Below are 19072 nucleotides of genomic sequence, written 5' to 3' on the forward strand. Positions count from 1 at the left end.
GAAAAAACATCCGCTTGCTTGCAAATTTTCATTTGGATTATTTTGCCGCCTTCAGCGCGTTATATACGTCTTTCATCAGCATATACGTATCGCCGTTGGTCAGCTCCTGCTTGTTTGCAATGCCGTCCAATGTCGCAGTAGCAAGGAATCCTTTGCTCTGCAGTGTCTGCAGCGCTTGCTCGGGCGCTGTTTCCACCTTCAGCAGAAGGGCGATCATGTGCGCCGCTTGGTCCAGCGTAACCGGCAGCGTCTTCGGATCGCTGCCTTTGGCGAGCGCCTCTCCCGGGTTCCCTGCCATGGCCTCGGGCTTGAATTTGCGCATGCCCAAGAGGAGGTTGACTAACCGCTGCTGGTTGGACTTGCTGTCCAGCGCAAAGTTGTTGTCGTATCCGCCCGTCGCAAGGCCGAGCGTGACCGCTACCTTCAGTCCTTCGTACGCTTTATGCTCCATGAACGGCTGCGCCTTAATGCTGAACGGCTTCAGTACCATGCCCTGATTATTCAGCGTATCCTGAAGCTTCGTAATGGCTTCCTTGTTGGCGGACATTTGACGGAACGTGCTTCCGGAGTCCGCCGCGATTTTTGCCGCCGCTCCGGCCGCTTCGGCGGCTGCCATGCCGACCGGAATGACGCGCGCGGTCCCGTGCGGGAGCGAATCGAAGCTCGCCGCGCGTCCGACGACCAGCAGCCCGTCCACTTTCAGCGGCACGATGCTGCGGAACGGCACCGCGTATTGCTGAGGCACGGTCACGACCGCACCGGTGTCCGCAGGCGACATGCGCTGAATATCGACCGGATAGGAGCCGAAACCGACGCGATCCCATTGATCGCGGTTTTCGAGCACGTCGATAATGCTGAGGCGGTATTCGCCTTGGATATGACGCGTTTCGCGCACATACAGCTCCGGCGCCGTATCGTCCAAGTCGATGCCGGAAAATTCAGGATATTTTTCCTTCATGTATTTCACAATATTAGGAAGCTCGTCCTTGCCGAGCTTAAATGCTTCTTCACGCGATTTGGGGTCGGTACCGTCGATTCCGAAAATTTGCAGCGCGTTAATCAGCATCGTATCGTTGTTCTGACGCCCGATGTTCAATCCCCGCATCCGCACGCGATCTTTATTAACCGCGGGATAATCCTTCATGTCTTTGTAGCCCCAGGCGCTCATTTCGTTCGCACCTGTTCCGGCGTCGTTATCTCCGTCCAGACGCTTACGGACCTTCTCCCATACGTCTGGCGTGACGTTCTTCAGCCGGAAGACGAGCGTCACGGCCATACGCGCCTTCTTGTCGCCAAGATCTTCGCGTCCCGTCGTATAAGGAACTCCGGCGGCTGCGGCAATGTCCGCATCCTGCGTTGCATCGATGAGCGCTTTGGTCTGGACGGTTTTGACACTGCCGTCGGCCAGCGTCAGCTTCATGCCCGTGATTTTGGAAACCGTACCCGAAGGGGAAGTAATCGGCTCCATCGATTTGACCTTCAGCAGCACGTCGATATTTTTCTCCGCGGCTACCAGCGAATTAAAGGCATTTGCCGCCGTCACGACATCGAACGAATCTCCTTCGATTTTGCCGTACCACTCCGCAAAGATGCCCTTGTTGAGCATTTCCCGTTTATGGAGGACACTTTTGTCCGGTTCATAGTTCATGTCCAAGCTGTTCAACCATCCGAGGGTCATCAGTCCGCCCAAGATCTCGCGGTCTTTTCCGTCAACCAGCAATGTCTTCTGGCCGTTGCGCGCCGCGGAAACGGCTGCCGCCACTCCCTCGGGGTCTGTACCGGCCACGATAAGGTCATAGCTGTCTTTTGGAGCACTTACCGTTTTCACTTCTTCCAGCTTCTGGGCGGCTTTTCGCTCACTGCCCCCCGCTCCGGCTTTTGTTCCTCCTGCTTTCCAGTAATGCCATGCGCCGGCGCCAGCCGCAATTAGAACGATTAGCGCGATTACGAGTACGTATCCTTTTGCGCTGCCTCCGGAATAGTTCGATTTCCCTGCCATAATACACCTCTGCCATGTTATGATTAAAACCTGATCATTCGAAAAATAAGACGAAGCCTGATTCGTTATGCCGCCATTATGACGGCTGGCCGGCCGGAACGCCGTAAGCATCGTTCAACAGCCTGATTTTTTTGTCGACATACTCTTGATATGCCTCGTTGTAGAAGGATGGCTCCTTCGGGTTCGGCAACCGTTCGATGCGCTGCTCGTAGCCGTCCTCATGCTCGACCTTCGGATAAAGCACTTTACTTACCGCGCCGCAGCCGAGTCCGATAATCGTCTGGCGCTCTTCCATCATCAAAATGTTGTACAGACTCTCGAAGCCTTCGAGCGAATAGCCGACGTTCTCCTGATTGCCCAAAATGTTTTTCTGCCGGTACATATAATACGGCTTGTACCCGTGCTGCTCCGTCCACTCGGAGGCAGCCTGGATCATCTCGGCTATTTCATCCCGCTCCGCCACTTCGTACTCGCTTTTGTTCTTCGTCATCTTGGAAGCGCGCTTGAAGGAAAGCGTATGAACCGTCAGCGATTCCGGCAGCAGCTCGGCCGTTTGATCGAGCGTCCTCTGCAGCTCGGCCATTCCTTCGTTCGGCAGCCCGATAATCAGATCCATGTTGATGTTGTTCAGCCCGAGCTTTCGCGCGAGCTTGAACTTCTCGATCGTTTCCGTCACCGTATGGTGCCTTCCGATCGCATCGAGCGTCGCCTGCGTGAAGCTTTGCGGGTTAATGCTGATCCTGTCGACCTTCCAGCGTTTCATCACTTCGATTTTGTCTTCGGTAATCGTATCCGGACGGCCGGCCTCGACGGTCAGCTCGCGGACACGGTCCATCGCCGGGAACGATTCGTGCATCGTGACGAACAACGCATCCATCTGCTCCGACGTAATGCTTGTCGGCGTTCCTCCGCCCCAGTAAATCGTCGTTATGCCGACTCCGGCTTCCCGCATCCAGCGGCCCATCTCGCGAATCTCGTAATGCAGTCCTTCCAGGAACGCCTCGACGGACCCGTTATTCCCCCGAATATCGTAGGCCGGAAATGTACAGTAAGCGCATTTGGTCGGACAAAACGGAATCCCGATATAAATGCTTACTTCCCGGTCCAAATGGAACAAATCAGGGATCACTTTCAGTTGGCGTTCGGCTATGCCGGCGAGCAGTTCCACTTTCGGTTCGGTGACGAGATACTCGTCGCGCAGCGTTTGCTTGCAGCTTTCAATCGGTTGTTTCATCATCATGTTATGCATCAGCTTGGTCGGACGCACACCGGTCAAAATCCCCCATGCCTGCTCCAGCCCGGTATACTCGCGAAGCACCTGCAGCAGTCCATAGCCGACCGTCCGCTTGACGGTGCGTTTATGCCCGGCGTCCCGCGCATCCATCGCCCGCTCATGCTCGTAGTCATAAGCGGCTCCCGTCTCCCGGTCCGTCAGTCGGATCTTGGACCTGATCACACGCCTCGTTTCATCGGCTTCCACCTCGACGCGAACGTGCAGACGCGCATCGTCCGTTCTCTCGCGGCTCGCTTCGACCTCTTCGAAAAAAAGCTTGCATATATGAAACAGCTCATTGGCCTGTTCACCGAAACCGAGACGCTCGAATTCGATTTTCAATGCATTCCATCCTCCGTTATTCGTCTGGTGCGAGTCAGCCGCCGGATGCCGAAATAAATACTTCGTCTCTTTTAAGACGGGACTGCCGCACAAGAAGTTTCAAATTGGAACAAAACTAGCAATAGTTTAGCATATTTGGCTGTCTAATGAAAACAAACGGGCCGCTTTCGCTCAATCCACGAAAACGGCCCTGCTTTTGGGTCAGCGGAACGGTTTGCGCGCCGTCCGCTTCAATTGCTCGCTGGAAGAAGAGAAATCGGCACGGATTTCCGTATCGTCCATGCCGGACGATTGCAATGCCGCCGCCTCCGCCAGACCGCCGGAACCAAGTTGCAGCTCCGGCATCAGTAAGCTTTGTTCTTTCGGCGATCGGTACATAGTAGGCATAGGCTCCTTAGATGTCGGGCAGCCCACAAAATGAGTCGTGCGCAGGCTTATCTCTCATTGTCCCCCGCCTGAGCCTTGCTTATTCGTACCTTTATCGGACTCTAAGCCTGCTTGCTTTCGACGATGAGCGTGACCGGTCCGTCGTTGACGAGTGACACGTCCATCATTTCGCCGAACCTCCCGGTCTCTACATGAAGCCCCGCTTCGCGAAGCATACCGTTAAACCGTTCGTAAAGCGGCTCCGCAAGCTCGGGACGAGCGGCCGCCATGAAATTGGGCCGTCTTCCCTTCCGGCAGTCCCCATATAAGGTGAATTGAGAGATGGACAACACCTGGCCTCCGGTCTCAAGCACCGAATGGTTCATTTTCCCTTGTTCGTCTTCAAATATGCGCAAGCCCGCTATTTTATCGGCAACGTACCGGGCATCCTCCTCGGTATCCCCGTCCGCAATGCCGACGAGCAGCACCAAGCCGTGGTCGATGCGTCCTACCGTTTCGCCGTTCACCGTCACTTGTGCCGCTTTGCTTCTTTGCAGTACCACTCTCATGAACGTCCTGACTCCGTTTCAAAAATAAAATTTCTGGGCCTTTAAGCCTGCATAATGCGCTGTACCGAATAAACGTCCTTGATCCGCTTGATTTTTTCCACGACCGAATGAAGATGATCGATATTGCGGATCAGTATCGTCATGTGGATGACCACCATCTTATTTTTATCCGAGCGGCCGGAAACGGCGGAAATGACCGTTTTGCATTCCGATACGACCTGCAGTACTTCGTTCAGAAGTCCACGCCGGTCGTGACCCGTAATTTCGATCTCGACATTGTAATTCGCCTCGACGTTGTCCGCCCACTCCACCTCGATCACGCGATTCCCTTCGTCGCTGCATTCCGGCGAAGGAATGTTCGTACAGTCCGAACGGTGAACGGATACCCCGCGCCCGCGCGTAATATACCCGATAATCACATCGCCCGGCACCGGATTACAGCAGCGGGCAAACCGCACGAGCAGGTTGTCCACTCCTTTGACCCGGACCCCTCCGGTCGGACGGCCTTTGCGCTCCTTATCCGACACCGGCGCTTTCATTTCCTTAACCTCGGACGTAAGCATCGCCTGCTGCTGGGCTTCCTCCGCTTCTTTGCGAACCTTCTCGGTCAAACGGGTTACGATCTGGGCCGCGGTTATACCGCCGAAGCCGACGGCCGACAGCATGTCCTCAATTTCGTTAAAGTTGAATTTTCGGGCGACCTCCAGCATCTCGTCATCTTTCGTCAGCGCAGGAATGTCGTAACCGAGCCTTTTCAGCTCGCGTTCGATCATTTCGCGGCCCTTGAGCACGTTCTCTTCGCGGCGCTCTTTCTTGAACCATTGACGAATCTTGGTCCGGGCGTGTGACGATTGAGCGATTTTCACCCAGTCCTGACTCGGCCCATACGAGTGCTTGGACGTCAAAATCTCGATGATATCGCCTGTTTTCAGCTTGTGGTCGAGCGGGACGATGCGACCGTTGACTTTGGCGCCGATCGTACGGTTGCCGACCTCCGTATGAATCCGGTAAGCAAAGTCGAGCGGGACCGAGCCCGCAGGCAGTTCGATGACTTCCCCTTTCGGCGTAAATACGAACACCAGATCGGAGAAAAAGTCCATTTTGAGCGATTCGACGAACTCCTGCGCATCTTGCGTATCGTTCTGGAGCTCTAGGATCTCGCGGATAAAATGCATCTTGTCTTCGTAGCTGCCTGACGGGACAGATGTGCCTTCTTTATAGGCCCAATGCGCAGCGACCCCGTATTCGGAGGTACGGTGCATCTCAAACGTGCGGATCTGAACTTCCAACGGCTCGCCTTTCGGACCGATGACCGTCGTATGCAGCGATTGATACATGTTCGGCTTCGGCATGGCGATATAATCTTTGAAACGGCCGGGCATCGGCTTCCACAGCGTATGGATGATCCCTAGCGTGGCGTAGCAATCTTTAATATTGTCGACGATAATCCGCAGCGCCAGCAGATCGTAGATTTCATTGAACTGCTTGCTTTTCACCGTCATCTTCTTGTAAATGCTGTAAATATGCTTGGGTCTTCCCGAGATATCGCCGTCGATCCCCATCTCCTGCAGCTTCTCGCCTACCGACGCAATGACGTCGCTTAAATACTGTTCCCGTTCGGCGCGCTTCTTCTGCATAAGGTTCACGATGCGGTAATACTGCTGGGGATTCAAATATCGCAGGGCGATGTCTTCCATCTCCCACTTGATCGCCGATATCCCCAGACGATGTGCGATCGGGCAAAAGATTTCCAGCGTCTCGTCCGCGATGCGCCGCTGCGCTTCTTCCGACTGGTGCTTGAGCGTTCGCATGTTGTGCAGACGGTCCGCCAATTTAATAAGAATGACGCGAATGTCCTGCGCCATGGCGACGAACATTTTGCGGTAGTTTTCGTTCTGGTGCTCTTCCTTGCTCTTGAATTTGATTTTCTCGAGTTTGGTGAGGCCGTCGACGATCATCGCACAGGTAGCGCCGAACTTTTCATGCACCGTTTCGAGCGATACCGTCGTATCCTCCACCACGTCGTGGAGCAGCGCAGCAATGATGGAAGTCGTATCCATCTGCATATTAACCAAAATATCCGCTACGGCAAGCGGATGCAATATATAGGGCTCACCGGATTTGCGCACTTGGCCGTAATGCGCCTGATCCGCAAATTCATAAGCTTCCCGGATTCGTGTCAGGTCATTTTCTTTCACATATGTGGATGCCTTCGCAAGAAGCTGCTCTATCCCCATCCGTTCATCCATTCCCTTAATTCGATTTTAATCCATTATGCCCTTGAACCGGGGGCTGCGTCAAGAATTTGCGGGACAAACCGACATATTACGCGCAAAACGAACATTTGTATACGCTCCGCGTACGCTGACGGTTACAAATCCCGCAGCGCATCGGCTACCAGCCTTCGGCGTTCTTCAATGTACCTGCGAATCATCCATACTTCGCCCTCGAACTCGGAAACCGGCCATTTGCGAGCCGTATCCCGCACCACATAAGGCCTTATCGCGCTGTGCATGGCGTGGGCGACGGGAATGATTCTTCTTACCGTGAACGGGTCGTTCAGCATAGCCGCAAGCAGTTTTTTATACTTGCTCCGGACGGTTGGAAATTTCAGCAAAGTACGGGTCAGCCGGTTATAACCCGTCACGCGCACCAAATCGCTGCCGCACGGTTTGCCGAAGCAGTTCCTCCCCCAGGTGCCTTCGTAATCCCATGGAATGATTCGGTATTTTTGTGATTTTCGGTGACGGTACATGGCATAGTTCTGGTCGAATCCGTCATAATTTCCGGTTAAAACAGCACCGGTCAGCCAGCGGAGGTAATTGTCGATGTCCAAGCGAAGCAGCAGATAGGATAATAGCGTTTTAGAGCTGTCCGGGCCGAGCGTATTCAGCTTGCGGATAAACAATGTGAACTTGCCCTGGTCATCCGTGGACCCGATCATTTGCTTGTAGCCCGATAACAATGAGGATTTTTTGCGGCTCGAATCGTTCGCATACAAGCTGAAGTTAGCATTGTCGTTTATCGCATAAAATAGCGACTGAACCGAGATTCCCCGTCTTCGGAAAAAATAGTGGTCGACCCCTTCAATCTCCAGATATACCCCTAAATTTTGACCGTTGAGCCGCAGCAAACAATGTCTGGTTTCAGGACAAGGCACGCCGATCCACTCGAAAAAACGAAACGACAAAGCATTCCGAATCAATGAAGGATCGTCGTACTCGGCATTATAATGATACGTTTTCCCGCTGCAAACCACTTCGTAGGAACGTTTCGGGTAGTCGCGCGTATGTCCGCCCCGGTAGCGAACCTTGATCTCCTTTGTTCCTTCGGACACGATGCTTCCTTGAACGAAACGGTTGCTCCAGACATTTTTTTGCAGCTGTTTCAACTGCTGCTCGCCAATTATCATGTGCCGCACAGGCAGTTCCGCAACCATCGACCTTCCGCCTTTCTCTACAAAGCAAAAAGCCTATCCTTGAGGATAGGCTTTTTGTGCTACTTTACGGTATGCGTCCGCAAACGCCTCAGTCACGGCATTCGCCTCTTGACCCGATTCATCCGAATTAAGAGAGAACGTCTGGAACACTTCCTTCGATTCTGTGAATATATCAAAGCAGGCTCGCTGCGTAAAGCGAACATAGACAAACGTAGCTTCTTGAAAAACGTGCTGTTTATCTTGTCCGACATATCTACCAACAGCCTGGCATGGTAGAAGCGGAAATTGCAAATCAACTAGATTTCAGACCATTCCAAACGATGCGAGATACATATAAATAAATTACAAATCACCGCTATCGGCAAATGAAAGGAGGCGGATGGCTATTCGTTAAGTTAGGGATTCAGTGATAAGCTGTCCGCAGGGAATCGATCCATGAGGATGGTAAACAATTATTATTTACGGAGGGAACTATCGATGGCAAAAAGCAGTGCGTTTAAAAGCTCAATCGGTTCGAAAGGAAAAAACAGTCGGAAGGCTCATTTGCGCACTAAAAAAGTCGGACTTAACAATTTGGGCGACAAAAGCAACAACGACATAAAGAACACGCCGAATAATGCCGACAAACATCTCAGCGGCTTACGCAGTGGCGACCACGACGGATATTTCGGCAGCGACGTTAGCAGATATTCGGAAGGCGACCGCAGTAATTTCTCAAGCGGCGACCGCAGCGGATATTCCCCAAGCCATCGCAGCGGCGGAGACGAGCAAAGCTTATTTGGAAACATTTTTACTTTCTTAAGCAGGAGCCAAAAACATGATACGCCGACTTGAGTAGCCCGGAACCCCGATCCATCCTTTTACCCACATGATGATAAGGAGGAGGTATTTATATGAAAACGATGCGCTCGTATATTAACCAATACGTCGAGTTGTCCGTCTCCGGTAAAAAGGATTCTATTCGAGGCTTGTTCATCGATATCGGCAGCGATATCATGGTTCTTCATGATGAAGGACAATTTCTTTACCTCCCGCTTCTGCATCTGCAGCAAATGTCTCTCTCCGTCAAACAAGAGGCGGAATTTTCGGGATTTTCATGGGAACCATCGCAAGATTTGTCATACCGTAAAGTGCTGATGAACGCCAAAGGAATGTTCACCGAACTGTATATTACCGGAAATCAATCGATTCACGGGTACGTAACGAGCATTATGAACGATTTCTTCGTTTTCCAGTCGCCGGTCTTTCATTCCGTTTTAATCGCCATGCGGCATTTAAAATATTTGATTCCGTACGGTCCGAATGCAACGCCTTATGCCATGAATCCGTCTTCTTTTCCGGTCAGCATACCGACCATGGCTCTGGCGAGAACGATCGATCAGCAATTGAAAAAATTAGAAGGGGAGTTTGTCGTATTGAACCTGGGTGAACACCCTGGCAAGATAGGTCTGCTAAAAGCCGCCGACACCCCCATTATCGAACTCATTACTTCCGGCGGCGCGTCGATGTTCATGCATATCGATCATGTCAAAACGGTCCACCGCCCTTAAGCAGCGGCGAGCCTTGGAATAATAGAAAGGCGACCCTAAGGAATTTCTTCCTTAAAGGTCGCCTTTTCTTATGAGCAAGATTAATACTGCACGAGCGAAACTACTTCGATCCCGTTCAGCTTCTCCCGTCCGTTAAGCTCCAAAAGCTCAATCAGGAACGCCGCCCCAACCACTTCTCCGCCCAACTGCTGGACTAGGTTGATCGAGGTTGCAATCGTGCCGCCTGTGGCTAGCAAGTCGTCGGCGATCAGCACTTTTTGGCCCGGAGCAATCGCATCGTTATGCATCGCAAGCTTGTCTTTGCCGTACTCCAGCGCATAATCCGCTTCAATCGTCGTCCCCGGCAGCTTTCCGCTTTTGCGGATCGGCACGAAGCCGACTCCCAGTGCGATCGCGAGCGGAGCGCCGATCACGAATCCGCGCGCTTCCGGTCCGGCGATGCAATCGATCTCTTTATCCTTCAAGAGGCGGGCAAGCTCTTCAATAACGGCTTTGTAGGCTTGGCCGTCTCTCAGCAATGTCGTGATGTCCTTAAAGCTGATTCCCGGCTGCGGGAAGTCTTCGATAACGCGAATATAATCTTTAAAGTTCATACAATTTCCTCCATCATGGAATGGTTTGGTCCCGGTCCCTTCAGAAGCTTCGAACGAAGCTCCTTTGCGGAGCAGTACAGAAGCTCCTGCTCTACGTCCGGCCGTTTCGAACGGCTGCGGTAAAGCAGCGATGCGGATAAATCTTTTTTGTCGGAGGAGGGCACGACCCTGTACCCCTCCCCTTCCGGCTCGATCAAGCCAAGCTCAGTAAAAACGTCCAATATAAAAAGGACGAGATGCGGCGAAAGCGCGCAACGTCTTGCAATTGCCTGAACAACCTGGCCGCCTGCGGACCGATTCGCGGCTTCCGGCCGCAATGCCATGACGGCGCCGTATACGGCTTTGAACATCTCGCGGCCCGGCATGATGCTGCCTTGCTTATCCTCTTCGGTGCCTCCGAACGCAGCGTAATACCGCTGCGCAGAGGACGCTTCGGCGGCCAGCGCGTGCAGCTGCTCCATCCTCTGCGGGAGGGAGTAAATGAACACGTCCGATGTCCCCGATAACGCCGTGAGTCCTGCACGCTCGTTTACAGGCCGAAACCGGCCGTGAATGTCGGCACACCACAGCGCGTATCGGGCAGAAGGCGATTGGAGCGGAGCAGGAACCGCCTCTCCAAACACGATTACGGCAGGCAAAGAGTCATGCTGCCCCGCATGATGCCGTTCAAGCCGTTCGCACAGTTCCGCCAGCTTCTTTTCCGGCTTCGGAGCCCCTCGCCAATCGAACAGCTGTATTTCCGGCACGCGCACGTCCTGGATCATAATTTGCGGACGGCGTACTCCGTTCCATTCGTTGATGGATAGCTCCCCGAGCACTTCAAGTTGTGCCGACGGCGATATCCATTCGGCCAAAGAGGCTTTGCCGAATCCGACCCCATCCATGGCGGCCGCCGTCTCATCCTGCGCAGACCGGAGAGACAGCTTCAAATGCTGCTGCTCCTTGCCCATCGTGCGCATGTCATTTAAAGCAAGATCGCCGAACACAAAACGTGGGGACGGGTTCCCCATCCCGAACGGTCCAAGCCGCTCCAGCTGTCCGATGCTCTCCAAGGTTACGTCGCTGAAATCGCAGACCAGATCCGCCTCCAGCTGCGGTATGTAATCGTCCGGCGTCAGCCATTCTTTCGCCAGCTGCTCCAACCGAAGGCCGAGTTCCGGCAAATGTGCCCTGGCAAGCGTCATGCCCGCCGCCATCGGATGACCGCCGTAATGATCCATGATATCGGAGCAATGCGTTAAGGCGCGGTACATGTCGAAGCTGGCGATCGAACGCGCAGAGCCTTTGGCCATACCGGTTTCCGGATCGATGCCCAAAATAATGGTCGGCCGGTAAAACCGGTCGACGATCTTGGAGGCAACGATGCCGATCACACCGACGTTCCACTCTTCGTGAGCCAGTACGATAGCATCCGGCAGTCCACCGCTCGCCTTGCGTTTTTCGACCATGTCTACGGCCTGCTTGGCCATTTCGTCGACAATGCGCTGCCGTTCCTTGTTCAGCTGATCCAGCTCGAATGCCAGCTGATCCGCTTCCTGTTCGCTCGTCGTTGTCAGCAGCCTGACCGCCGTGTCCGCGCTGAGCAGACGGCCGCTTGCATTGATGCGGGGCGCCAGGGCAAACCCGATATGCGTAGAGGTTACCTCCCGAACCGGAATGCCGGCTATTTCCAGCAGCGATCGAATACCATAATTCGATGTCGATCTCATCCGTTCCAAGCCTTGCTTCACGATGATCCGATTTTCGTCCGTCAGCAGCATGAGATCGGCCACCGTACCGATGGCGGCAAACTCCAGCAGCTCCTCGGGCCAACGGCCGAGCAGCGCTTGTGCGAGCTTAAGAGCGACGCCTACCCCTGCAAGCTGTTTGTAAGGGTATGGAGAACCCGGCTTTTTCGGGTTGATCAATACATAAGCTTCCGGGAGTACCTCCGGCGGTTCATGGTGGTCGGTGACGATGACGTCGATCCCCAGGGCATTCGCATGCGCGATTTCCTTCACGGCGCTAATGCCGGTATCGACCGTCACGATCAGCCCGACGCCCTGCTCCTTCGCCGCGTCAAGCGCAGCGGTATTGAGACCGTACCCTTCGTGAACGCGATGCGGAATGTAATAATCGAACGTGCAGCCGAGCTGCCGCAGCAGATGAACCATCAGCGTCGTGCTGCTGACACCGTCCGCATCGTAATCGCCGTAGATGCGAATATGTTCTCCGGTGTCGATCGCTTTTCGAATTCGTTCTACCGCTTGTTCCATACCATCTAAAAGGAACGGATCGTACGTCTGATCCGTTCCTCCGTTTAAAAAATGAGCGGCTTGCGTGGAATCTGTTATTCCCCGGACAACGAGCAGTCTTGAAATGATCGGCGGCAGATTAAGCTCCTCCGCCAACCTTTCAGCCGCTTTGCCGTCTGCCGCGCCGATATTCCATCTTGCCTTCGCCTGAAGCATGACGGCCGTTCCCCCTATTCCTCTTAATGAAGCACCGTGGGCATATCGTCAGGCTCCGAATCCGCACTCTTATACGGATAACCTGCATCGTACGGATTGACGTGAACGAACACGTCGGAAACGTGCAGAAACCGTTTCATGAGCGTATGCTTGACGATTTTGGCAATATCATGCCCTTCCTGTATCGAGATGCGCGGATTGACGCTGATTTTCACGTCGACAATGACATAATGGCCGTGTTCCCGCGCCCGCAGTTGATCCACGGCAATTACGCCTTTAATGCGCTGTACCGTTTCAAGCAAATCTGCCGCATCTTCTTGATGCAGTACATGGTCCATCGTGCTGTGAACCGAATCCATCAATAAACGGTATCCCATTCGAAGCACCATGACCGCGACGACCAAACCCGCAATCGGGTCCAAGTAATACAGATAAGGATTTCCGAAATAGGAACCGAGCATCGCGCCCCCGACCCCGACAAAAGCGGCAATCGAAGAATACACGTCGGAGCGGTGCTCCCAAGCGTTAGCGATCAGGGCTTGACTAGCCAGTTTTTTCCCAAGCCGGAACTTGTATTGAAACATCGCTTCTTTGACAATGATGGACAAGATGAGCACCGTCAGCGCGAAGCCTTCCGGCGGTTCATGCACGCCGCCATAGATCGATTTCGCTGCCGAAATGCCGATTTCCACGCCGACCACAAGCAGCAGCACCGATAAGACAATGGCCGCTATCGGCTCCGCCTTGCCGTGTCCGTACGGATGATCTTCGTCAGGGGGCCGCTTAGCCGCCCGAAGCCCGACCAGCACCGCAACCGATCCTACGACATCCGACGCCGAATGGAACGCATCGGCCATTAATGCTTTACTGTTGGCCATATAGCCGGTTACGCCTTTCAGAAGGGCCAGGGCAAGATTTCCTGCTATGCCGATCCATGCGCCCGCTGCCGCTTGCTTGTAACGTTCCTCCGTCATGGGCCACTCCTCCATGAGATTGATAGAAAGGCCGCGGAAACTTGCCGTTTCGCGCGGCCGGCCGCAGATGAACCATGGCTTCGGTAAAAGCGGTTCTTACGCTTTCGCTGCAGAGCTCTTTTTCGAGCCGATCGATTTGCTTTTCAGATCGTACCAAAGCGGACCTGCAATAAAGATGGAAGAATAAGCGCCGCTGGTCAGACCGACGATCTTCGCAAGCGCGAAGAGCTGAATGGAAGGACTGCCGAGCACAAGCAAACAAACGGCGGCAATCAATACTGTAAGGACCGTATTGATATTTCTCGTCATCGTCTGCCAAATACTGTCGTTCAATAAGGACGCCAAATCGTCCGGCGTCTTCAGCTTGGCAAAGCGCAGATTTTCGCGGACCCGGTCAAAGACGACGATTTTATCGTTAATCGAATAACCGATCGTTGTGAGCACGGCCGCCATAAACGGCAAGTTCACTTCCAGCCGGAATATCGCAAACACGCTGATGACCAAAAAGGCGTCGTGCAGAATCGCAATAATCGAAGCGATCGCGAACCGCCACTCGAAGCGGATCGTGACATAGAGACAAATGGCCAAGCTGGCTACTCCGATAGCTAGGAGCGCTTTATTGCGAAGCTCCAGCGCCATATCCGGCGTAACAGTATTGACTTCCTGCGATACGCTGTTGCCGTAGGTTGCCTTGAATTTTTCCTGAATCTGTTTCTGGGTCGCTTCGGGCAAGATATCGTTAAATCTCATGGACAGACGGTTGTTGTTGTCCCCGCCAAGGGTCATCACACCGGCTTCGACGCCGACGCTTTTGAGCAGCTCTTCGGCTTTGGCCTTATCCATCGCTTGTCCGGCCGAGATGTCCATCGACGTACCCGCCCGGAATTCTACCCCGTAATTCAGACCGCTGACCGACAATACAACGGCGCCAACAATACAGATAAGAAGCGATATGATATAGAACGTTTTGCGGTGTTTGACAAAATCAAAAAGTATTTTAGTTTTAGAGTTCACGGATTTCCGACTCCTTTACGCCAAAATAGACCGGCTTCTTGAACAAATTGCTTCGGATGAGCAGCAAGGTCAAAAACCGCGCAAAGAAGACGTTTGTGATTACACTAAGCACGATGCTGAGCATCGTCGTAAGCGCAAATCCGCGGATGGCTCCGTTACCGATGTAAAATAATACAAAGCCGGAAATGATGTTCGTAATATTGGCATCCATAATCGTTCTGAACGAATGCTTCGAACCCGCCTTCATCGAGGAAAGAATGCTCTTGCCGCTGCGAATTTCCTCTTTGATCCGCTCTGCAGTAATGATGTTTGCATCGACCGCCATCCCGATACCGAGAATAAACGCCGCGATCCCCGGCAGCGTCAGCGTCGCATGAATCCAGTCGAAGACGACGAGCAGCAGCCAGGAGTAAGTGATGATCGATATCGAGGCAACGAGGCCCGGTATCCGGTAAAAAATCAGCATGAAGAGCAGGATCAGCACGGAACCGACAAGGCCGGCTTTAACCGTTTCCTGCAGGGACAATTGGCCAAGCGTAGCGCCTACGCTCTGCGTATATTTCTCGGTAAGCTTCAACGGAAGGGCTCCGAGGTTGATCGTGTCTTTCAGCTTGTTGGCTTCGTCATACGTATAATTGCCTGAGATCGTTGCTTTGCCGTCGGTCAGCACCTGCTGTACGACCGGCGCGGACAGCTGGGTCTCGTCCAAATAAATGGCAAGCGGTTGACCGAGCAGCTTCTCCGTGACCTTGCGGAATTTCTCTTTATCCTTGACTTCGATCGAAATCATCGGACGGTTCTGTTGGTCGAAACCGACTTTGGCAGCACCCTCTACGAAGTCGCTCCCCAGCATTTCCTTTGTACCGTCCGGCCCGCGGAATGTGAGCTGCGCAGGCTCTTTGATGATCTTTCTAACTTCCTCTTCATTCGACACCCCGGCCAGTTTCACGCGGATTCGGTCGTTTCCCTCGGTTGTTACTTCCGGCTCTGCAATCCCGAGGCTATCGGCCCGTTTCTCCAGACTGATCGCGGTTTGCTTGAGCGACTCGGGGGTAACCGGCTTCCCAGGCTCAATCGGCTCCACAACGTACAGAATCTCAAAGCCGCCTTTCAAATCAAGCCCCAGCTTCACTTGTCTGACAAGCTGCGGACTCGTCACTCCGATCGCGGCAAAGACGATCAGCACGATAGCGAAAAAAGCGACGATTCTTTTGATGTCCATAAAAGTCTCCTTCCATACTCAATATTCCTATTATACCTACGTGCGAAAAACGAGTCAATTTGCCTCTTTTTTCCTTTCTGTAAAGACGCGCGCAAAAAAGAAGCCCGGTCGCTAGCGATGGGCATCTTTATATATGCTCATGGTCATCCAGTTCATGAACTGCGTCGCCTTCAATGATAAAATATCGTTGACGATCCGGTGCAGCGGAGGTACGCCGGTCTTATGGTATTTGTCGCTGACGCATTCCCATATTTCCTCTCCTGTCACCTGCTCGTAACCGATCATGCGGAACTCCTCGGCTTTGCTCCGGCAAATCTCCTCGATTACCCGGCTGAGCTCCTCGTCATTCATGGGCGCTTCTTCCGGTTCGGGGTCGGGGTCCGGCTCCGATTCCATGTGCTTCATCCAAAGCTCCGGCAGATCGCCCACTTCGGGTTCGCACTCCTCGTCGTGTTCCTCAGCCGAGGCCGATCCGCTCTCCTGCTGAGGCTCAACCGGCTTCGGATCGACCGCTCCTTCTTCCTCAAGCACACTCGAGGCCGAAATCGGCTCTTCCGCCGACGAATCCTGCGGGTGATCGCCGTTCTCCCTCTCCGAGTAAAAAAGCTCCATATAAGGGATCGGCTCCGTAAGCGGTTTTTCGGCTGCAGCTTCCCGCGCACCGTCTTCTTCCGGATTCCGAGCCTCCGAACTGCCCGTATGCTCGTTCCCGGCTCCCGGTTCCGTTTCCGGAGCGGAGGCGGCGTGCTCCGATCCCGCTTCCATGGCATCCGGACCCTTGCCGTCGCTGCGATCTTGTTTCCAACTGTCGTTTTCCATCTTGCAACCCTCCCGCGTGCGCAGCCTCGTTATTGTACCTATTCGCTGTACCCGAGCGTTTTCCTGCCGTTTGTGCCTGCGGCGAGCTCTAAAAATATTAGCATGCTCTTGGACAGGTTGTGCATATCCATTAATAACACACAGGAATACAAGCCCATCCAGGAAGAAAGAAGGTCGGTCCCTTGACAAAACAATCGTTTATCCAAGGAACGCTCATCCTCCTCGCAGCAGGCATTGTCAACCGCATCCTCGGCTTCATTCCCCGGATTACGCTTCCGCGGGTGATCGGCCCGGAAGGAATTGGCCTTTATCAAATGGGGTGGCCGTTTCTCATCGTCATTCTTACGATCGTCACCGGAGGCATCCCGGTTGCGGTAGCGAAATTAATCGCTGCGGCCGAAGCCGAAGGCAACGCGGCCCGGGTCCGCACGATCTTTCGGGTAGCGCTTGCCCTGGCGGCCGTCATCAGCTTTGTCTTCACGGCCGTCATCGTCCTCGGCGCCCGCTGGATTACCGACCATCTGTTCACGGACCCCCGGGTATACTACACGTTCCTGTGTATGACGCCGATCATCCCGCTCGTCGGCATATCGGCCGTATTCCGCGGGTATTTTCAAGGCCGGCAGGACATGATTCCGACGGCGCTGTCCCAAGTAGTCGAGACGCTCGTCCGCATTGTTACCGTGCTCGCCTTTGCGTTCATGCTGCTGCCTTACGGCATCGAATTTGCCGCCGCGGGAGCGATGATCGGCGTCATGATCGGGGAACTGTGCGCCCTGCTCGTTCTGGTGCTGCTGTACCGGCATAACCGATCGCAGCGGCTGACGCCTCACCGGGCAAAGACTGGAGCTCGGCGGTCGCTCAACCGCTTCGAGAGTCTGAAGAGTCTTCTGGAGTTGGCCGTGCCCGTCACCGGAAGCAAGCTGGTCGGCTCGGGTTCATATTTTCTCGAATCGATTCTGATTATTCAAAGCCTCGCTGTCGCAGGCGTGGCAACCGGTGTGGCGACGGCACAGTACGGAGCATTGCAAGGCATGATTATTCCGGTGCTGATGCTCCCTAGCGCCCTTACTTTTTCCCTCGCGGTCTCACTCATCCCATCTTTGTCCGAGGCGGCGGCCAAGAACGACATGAAAACGATCCATATGCGGCTGCACCAATCGCTGAAGCTTGCCTTGGTGACGGGCGCCCCCTTTGCCGTATTGATGTATGTGCTGGCAGAGCCAATTTGCCAGTATATGTACGGGCAGCCCGGGGTTGGGGCCATGCTTCGGATGATGGCGCCCGCCGCCCTTTTTATTTATTTTCAGGCGCCGCTGCAATCAACTCTCCAAGCGCTCGAAAGACCCGGAAGCGCACTGATCAATACGCTCGTCGGGTCCATCGTTAAGCTGACGCTGATTTATTTCTTGGCCAGCCGGCCGGAATTCGGTATCTTGGGGGCGGTTGTCGCCATCAGCGTGAATATCATGCTCGTTACCTTGCTGCATTGGAACAGCGTCGTGCGTTTGCTTCAGTTTCGCATGCAAACCGGGGATTTCCTGAAAGTCGGAATAAGTATGGCGGTCGCCGGCTTCGCCAGCTATGTCGTGATGTATACGCCTTGGATTGCCAGCGGCTTTACGCGTTTTTCCTTTTCCTGCCTGACAGGGGTTATCATTTATCTGCTGATCGCCATGCTGCTTAAACTCATTAACCGCGACGACGTTTTCCGAATTTTATGGCTTGGCAAACGGTTTGTGAAATAACGGGGGCGCCAGCTCATCTTTTTTTGTCGATAAACCAGCGGCCCCGATGATCGATGGAACAAAAAAATACGTCCTTGAAATCTTTGACTCCCTTATCCTGAAGCTGGCTCTTGAGCCAAAACCGGGTTTGGCCGAGCTTGGTCAAGTTTTCGTCCTGTACTTTACCGTCCATAATCAGCGGCAAAGGAAGTCCTTCGTAACGAAACGACGCCGGCTCTTCGGCAGACCGTTCCGCCTCTTGTTTTTTTTCGATTACGGTCAGCTTACCGGACGATTCAAGAAGGGCGAATTCCACATCCGCAAGGTTCGTCACTTTGTTCTCTCTTAATTGCAGCAGCAGATCGTCCAAATTGTATAGCTGACGCTTCATTTCCTTCCGATTCAGCTTGCCGTTCTGAATAATGGGAGAAGGCTTGCCTTCAAACAAGCGGCGCAGCTTCTCGTTTTTCAACGAAATAAAAGCAATTGTCAGCTGAATCACGACCAGCGTTGCCATGGGAAGGATGCCTTCGAGCAAAGGCTTCTTCATATCCTCCAGTACGAACACGGCAATTTCCGCGATCATGATGGAAATGACGAGGTCGAAAACCGATAGCTTGCCGATCTCCCTTTTTCCCATAATGCGCAGGGTAAAAAATACGATCGCATAGATCAGGATGGTGCGAAAAAAAAGCGGCAGTAGATCCATGGACTCGGCCTCCCTGAATGCAGTTC

General features: G+C 53.6%; 17 protein-coding genes. 4 read left to right on the top strand and 13 right to left on the bottom strand.

The window, feature by feature from the left end; translation table 11 throughout:
* Positions 1–37 precede the first annotated feature (37 nt).
* The 6 genes from NI000_RS05565 to NI000_RS05590 all read right to left on the bottom strand — a co-directional run bounded on the left by NI000_RS05565 (position 38) and on the right by NI000_RS05590 (position 7988).
* On the bottom strand, positions 38–1999 hold the full coding sequence (locus tag NI000_RS05565; RefSeq protein ID WP_253408547.1) for an FAD-dependent oxidoreductase: 1962 nt from the start codon (positions 1997–1999) through the stop codon (positions 38–40).
* 76 nt (positions 2000–2075) lie between these two features.
* Positions 2076–3614 (bottom strand): coproporphyrinogen III oxidase, encoded by a 1539-nt coding sequence (locus NI000_RS05570; protein ID WP_253408549.1) that lies wholly within the window; start codon positions 3612–3614, stop codon positions 2076–2078.
* 201 nt (positions 3615–3815) lie between these two features.
* Complete coding sequence (locus tag NI000_RS05575; protein WP_253408551.1) at positions 3816–3992, bottom strand: hypothetical protein; 177 nt, start codon at positions 3990–3992, stop codon at positions 3816–3818.
* Between the two features lie 110 nt (positions 3993–4102).
* Positions 4103–4549 (bottom strand): D-aminoacyl-tRNA deacylase, encoded by a 447-nt coding sequence (dtd, locus tag NI000_RS05580; protein WP_253408553.1) that lies wholly within the window; start codon positions 4547–4549, stop codon positions 4103–4105.
* A 41-nt stretch (positions 4550–4590) separates the two neighbouring features.
* Positions 4591–6786 (bottom strand): RelA/SpoT family protein, encoded by a 2196-nt coding sequence (locus NI000_RS05585; protein ID WP_253408949.1) that lies wholly within the window; start codon positions 6784–6786, stop codon positions 4591–4593.
* A gap of 134 nt (positions 6787–6920) precedes the next feature.
* Positions 6921–7988 (bottom strand): CotH kinase family protein, encoded by a 1068-nt coding sequence (locus NI000_RS05590; RefSeq protein WP_253408555.1) that lies wholly within the window; start codon positions 7986–7988, stop codon positions 6921–6923.
* On the opposite strand from NI000_RS05590, the gene NI000_RS05595 reads away from it, so the two are divergent.
* The 3 genes from NI000_RS05595 to NI000_RS05605 all read left to right on the top strand — a co-directional run bounded on the left by NI000_RS05595 (position 7926) and on the right by NI000_RS05605 (position 9538).
* A complete protein-coding gene (locus NI000_RS05595; protein WP_253408980.1) occupies positions 7926–8264 on the top strand; it encodes a hypothetical protein in 339 nt (112 codons plus the stop codon). The genes NI000_RS05590 and NI000_RS05595 overlap by 63 nt on opposite strands.
* A gap of 201 nt (positions 8265–8465) precedes the next feature.
* Positions 8466–8822 carry a hypothetical protein gene (locus NI000_RS05600; RefSeq protein ID WP_253408557.1) on the top strand — a complete coding sequence of 119 codons (357 nt, stop codon included), beginning with the start codon at positions 8466–8468 and terminating at the stop codon, positions 8820–8822.
* A 59-nt stretch (positions 8823–8881) separates the two neighbouring features.
* Positions 8882–9538 (top strand): DUF2642 domain-containing protein, encoded by a 657-nt coding sequence (locus NI000_RS05605; protein WP_253408559.1) that lies wholly within the window; start codon positions 8882–8884, stop codon positions 9536–9538.
* An 80-nt stretch (positions 9539–9618) separates the two neighbouring features.
* Here NI000_RS05605 and NI000_RS05610 read toward each other — a convergent pair whose 3' ends face one another.
* From NI000_RS05610 to NI000_RS36920, 6 genes are all read right to left on the bottom strand, one after another.
* Positions 9619–10131, bottom strand: coding sequence for an adenine phosphoribosyltransferase (locus tag NI000_RS05610; RefSeq protein WP_253408561.1), 513 nt, complete (start codon positions 10129–10131; stop codon positions 9619–9621).
* Complete coding sequence (recJ, locus tag NI000_RS05615; RefSeq protein ID WP_253408563.1) at positions 10128–12581, bottom strand: single-stranded-DNA-specific exonuclease RecJ; 2454 nt, start codon at positions 12579–12581, stop codon at positions 10128–10130. Before recJ ends, NI000_RS05610 begins: the two co-directional genes overlap by 4 nt.
* Positions 12582–12604: 23 nt before the next feature.
* The gene (locus NI000_RS05620) at positions 12605–13555 is read right to left on the bottom strand and encodes a cation diffusion facilitator family transporter (RefSeq protein ID WP_253408565.1); all 951 of its coding nucleotides are present in this window, start codon (positions 13553–13555) and stop codon (positions 12605–12607) included.
* A gap of 96 nt (positions 13556–13651) precedes the next feature.
* Positions 13652–14569, bottom strand: coding sequence for a protein translocase subunit SecF (secF, locus tag NI000_RS05625; protein ID WP_253408567.1), 918 nt, complete (start codon positions 14567–14569; stop codon positions 13652–13654).
* Positions 14559–15791, bottom strand: coding sequence for a protein translocase subunit SecD (gene secD, locus NI000_RS05630; protein ID WP_253408569.1), 1233 nt, complete (start codon positions 15789–15791; stop codon positions 14559–14561). Before secD ends, secF begins: the two co-directional genes overlap by 11 nt.
* A gap of 111 nt (positions 15792–15902) precedes the next feature.
* Complete coding sequence (locus NI000_RS36920) at positions 15903–16610, bottom strand: post-transcriptional regulator (protein WP_309247874.1); 708 nt, start codon at positions 16608–16610, stop codon at positions 15903–15905.
* A 182-nt stretch (positions 16611–16792) separates the two neighbouring features.
* On the opposite strand from NI000_RS36920, the gene spoVB reads away from it, so the two are divergent.
* A complete protein-coding gene (spoVB, locus tag NI000_RS05640) occupies positions 16793–18358 on the top strand; it encodes a stage V sporulation protein B (RefSeq protein ID WP_253408571.1) in 1566 nt (521 codons plus the stop codon).
* A gap of 13 nt (positions 18359–18371) precedes the next feature.
* Here the strand turns inward: spoVB and NI000_RS05645 are convergent, their stop codons facing one another.
* Positions 18372–19046: a DUF421 domain-containing protein gene (locus NI000_RS05645; protein ID WP_253408573.1), complete on the bottom strand. Its 675-nt coding sequence runs from the start codon at positions 19044–19046 to the stop codon at positions 18372–18374.
* Positions 19047–19072 lie beyond the last annotated feature (26 nt).

Origin of the sequence: Paenibacillus tyrphae (genome assembly GCF_024158745.1) — a bacterium.
GTDB classification, from domain to species: Bacteria; Bacillota; Bacilli; order Paenibacillales; family NBRC-103111; genus Paenibacillus_G; species Paenibacillus_G tyrfis_A.

What these genes read in the sequence shown, in the direction of transcription:
- NI000_RS05565 (WP_253408547.1), bottom strand. Translation starts at nt 1,999, where the DNA reads ATGGCAGGGAAATCGAACTATTCCGGAGGCAGCGCAAAAGGATACGTA.
- NI000_RS05575 (WP_253408551.1), bottom strand. Translation starts at nt 3,992, where the DNA reads ATGTACCGATCGCCGAAAGAACAAAGCTTACTGATGCCGGAGCTGCAA.
- dtd (WP_253408553.1), bottom strand. Translation starts at nt 4,549, where the DNA reads ATGAGAGTGGTACTGCAAAGAAGCAAAGCGGCACAAGTGACGGTGAAC.
- NI000_RS05585 (WP_253408949.1), bottom strand. Translation starts at nt 6,786, where the DNA reads ATGGGGATAGAGCAGCTTCTTGCGAAGGCATCCACATATGTGAAAGAA.
- NI000_RS05590 (WP_253408555.1), bottom strand. Translation starts at nt 7,988, where the DNA reads ATGGTTGCGGAACTGCCTGTGCGGCACATGATAATTGGCGAGCAGCAG.
- NI000_RS05600 (WP_253408557.1), top strand. Translation starts at nt 8,466, where the DNA reads ATGGCAAAAAGCAGTGCGTTTAAAAGCTCAATCGGTTCGAAAGGAAAA.
- NI000_RS05605 (WP_253408559.1), top strand. Translation starts at nt 8,882, where the DNA reads ATGAAAACGATGCGCTCGTATATTAACCAATACGTCGAGTTGTCCGTC.
- NI000_RS05610 (WP_253408561.1), bottom strand. Translation starts at nt 10,131, where the DNA reads ATGAACTTTAAAGATTATATTCGCGTTATCGAAGACTTCCCGCAGCCG.
- recJ (WP_253408563.1), bottom strand. Translation starts at nt 12,581, where the DNA reads ATGCTTCAGGCGAAGGCAAGATGGAATATCGGCGCGGCAGACGGCAAA.
- NI000_RS05620 (WP_253408565.1), bottom strand. Translation starts at nt 13,555, where the DNA reads ATGACGGAGGAACGTTACAAGCAAGCGGCAGCGGGCGCATGGATCGGC.
- secD (WP_253408569.1), bottom strand. Translation starts at nt 15,791, where the DNA reads ATGGACATCAAAAGAATCGTCGCTTTTTTCGCTATCGTGCTGATCGTC.
- NI000_RS36920 (WP_309247874.1), bottom strand. Translation starts at nt 16,610, where the DNA reads ATGGAAAACGACAGTTGGAAACAAGATCGCAGCGACGGCAAGGGTCCG.
- NI000_RS05645 (WP_253408573.1), bottom strand. Translation starts at nt 19,046, where the DNA reads ATGGATCTACTGCCGCTTTTTTTTCGCACCATCCTGATCTATGCGATC.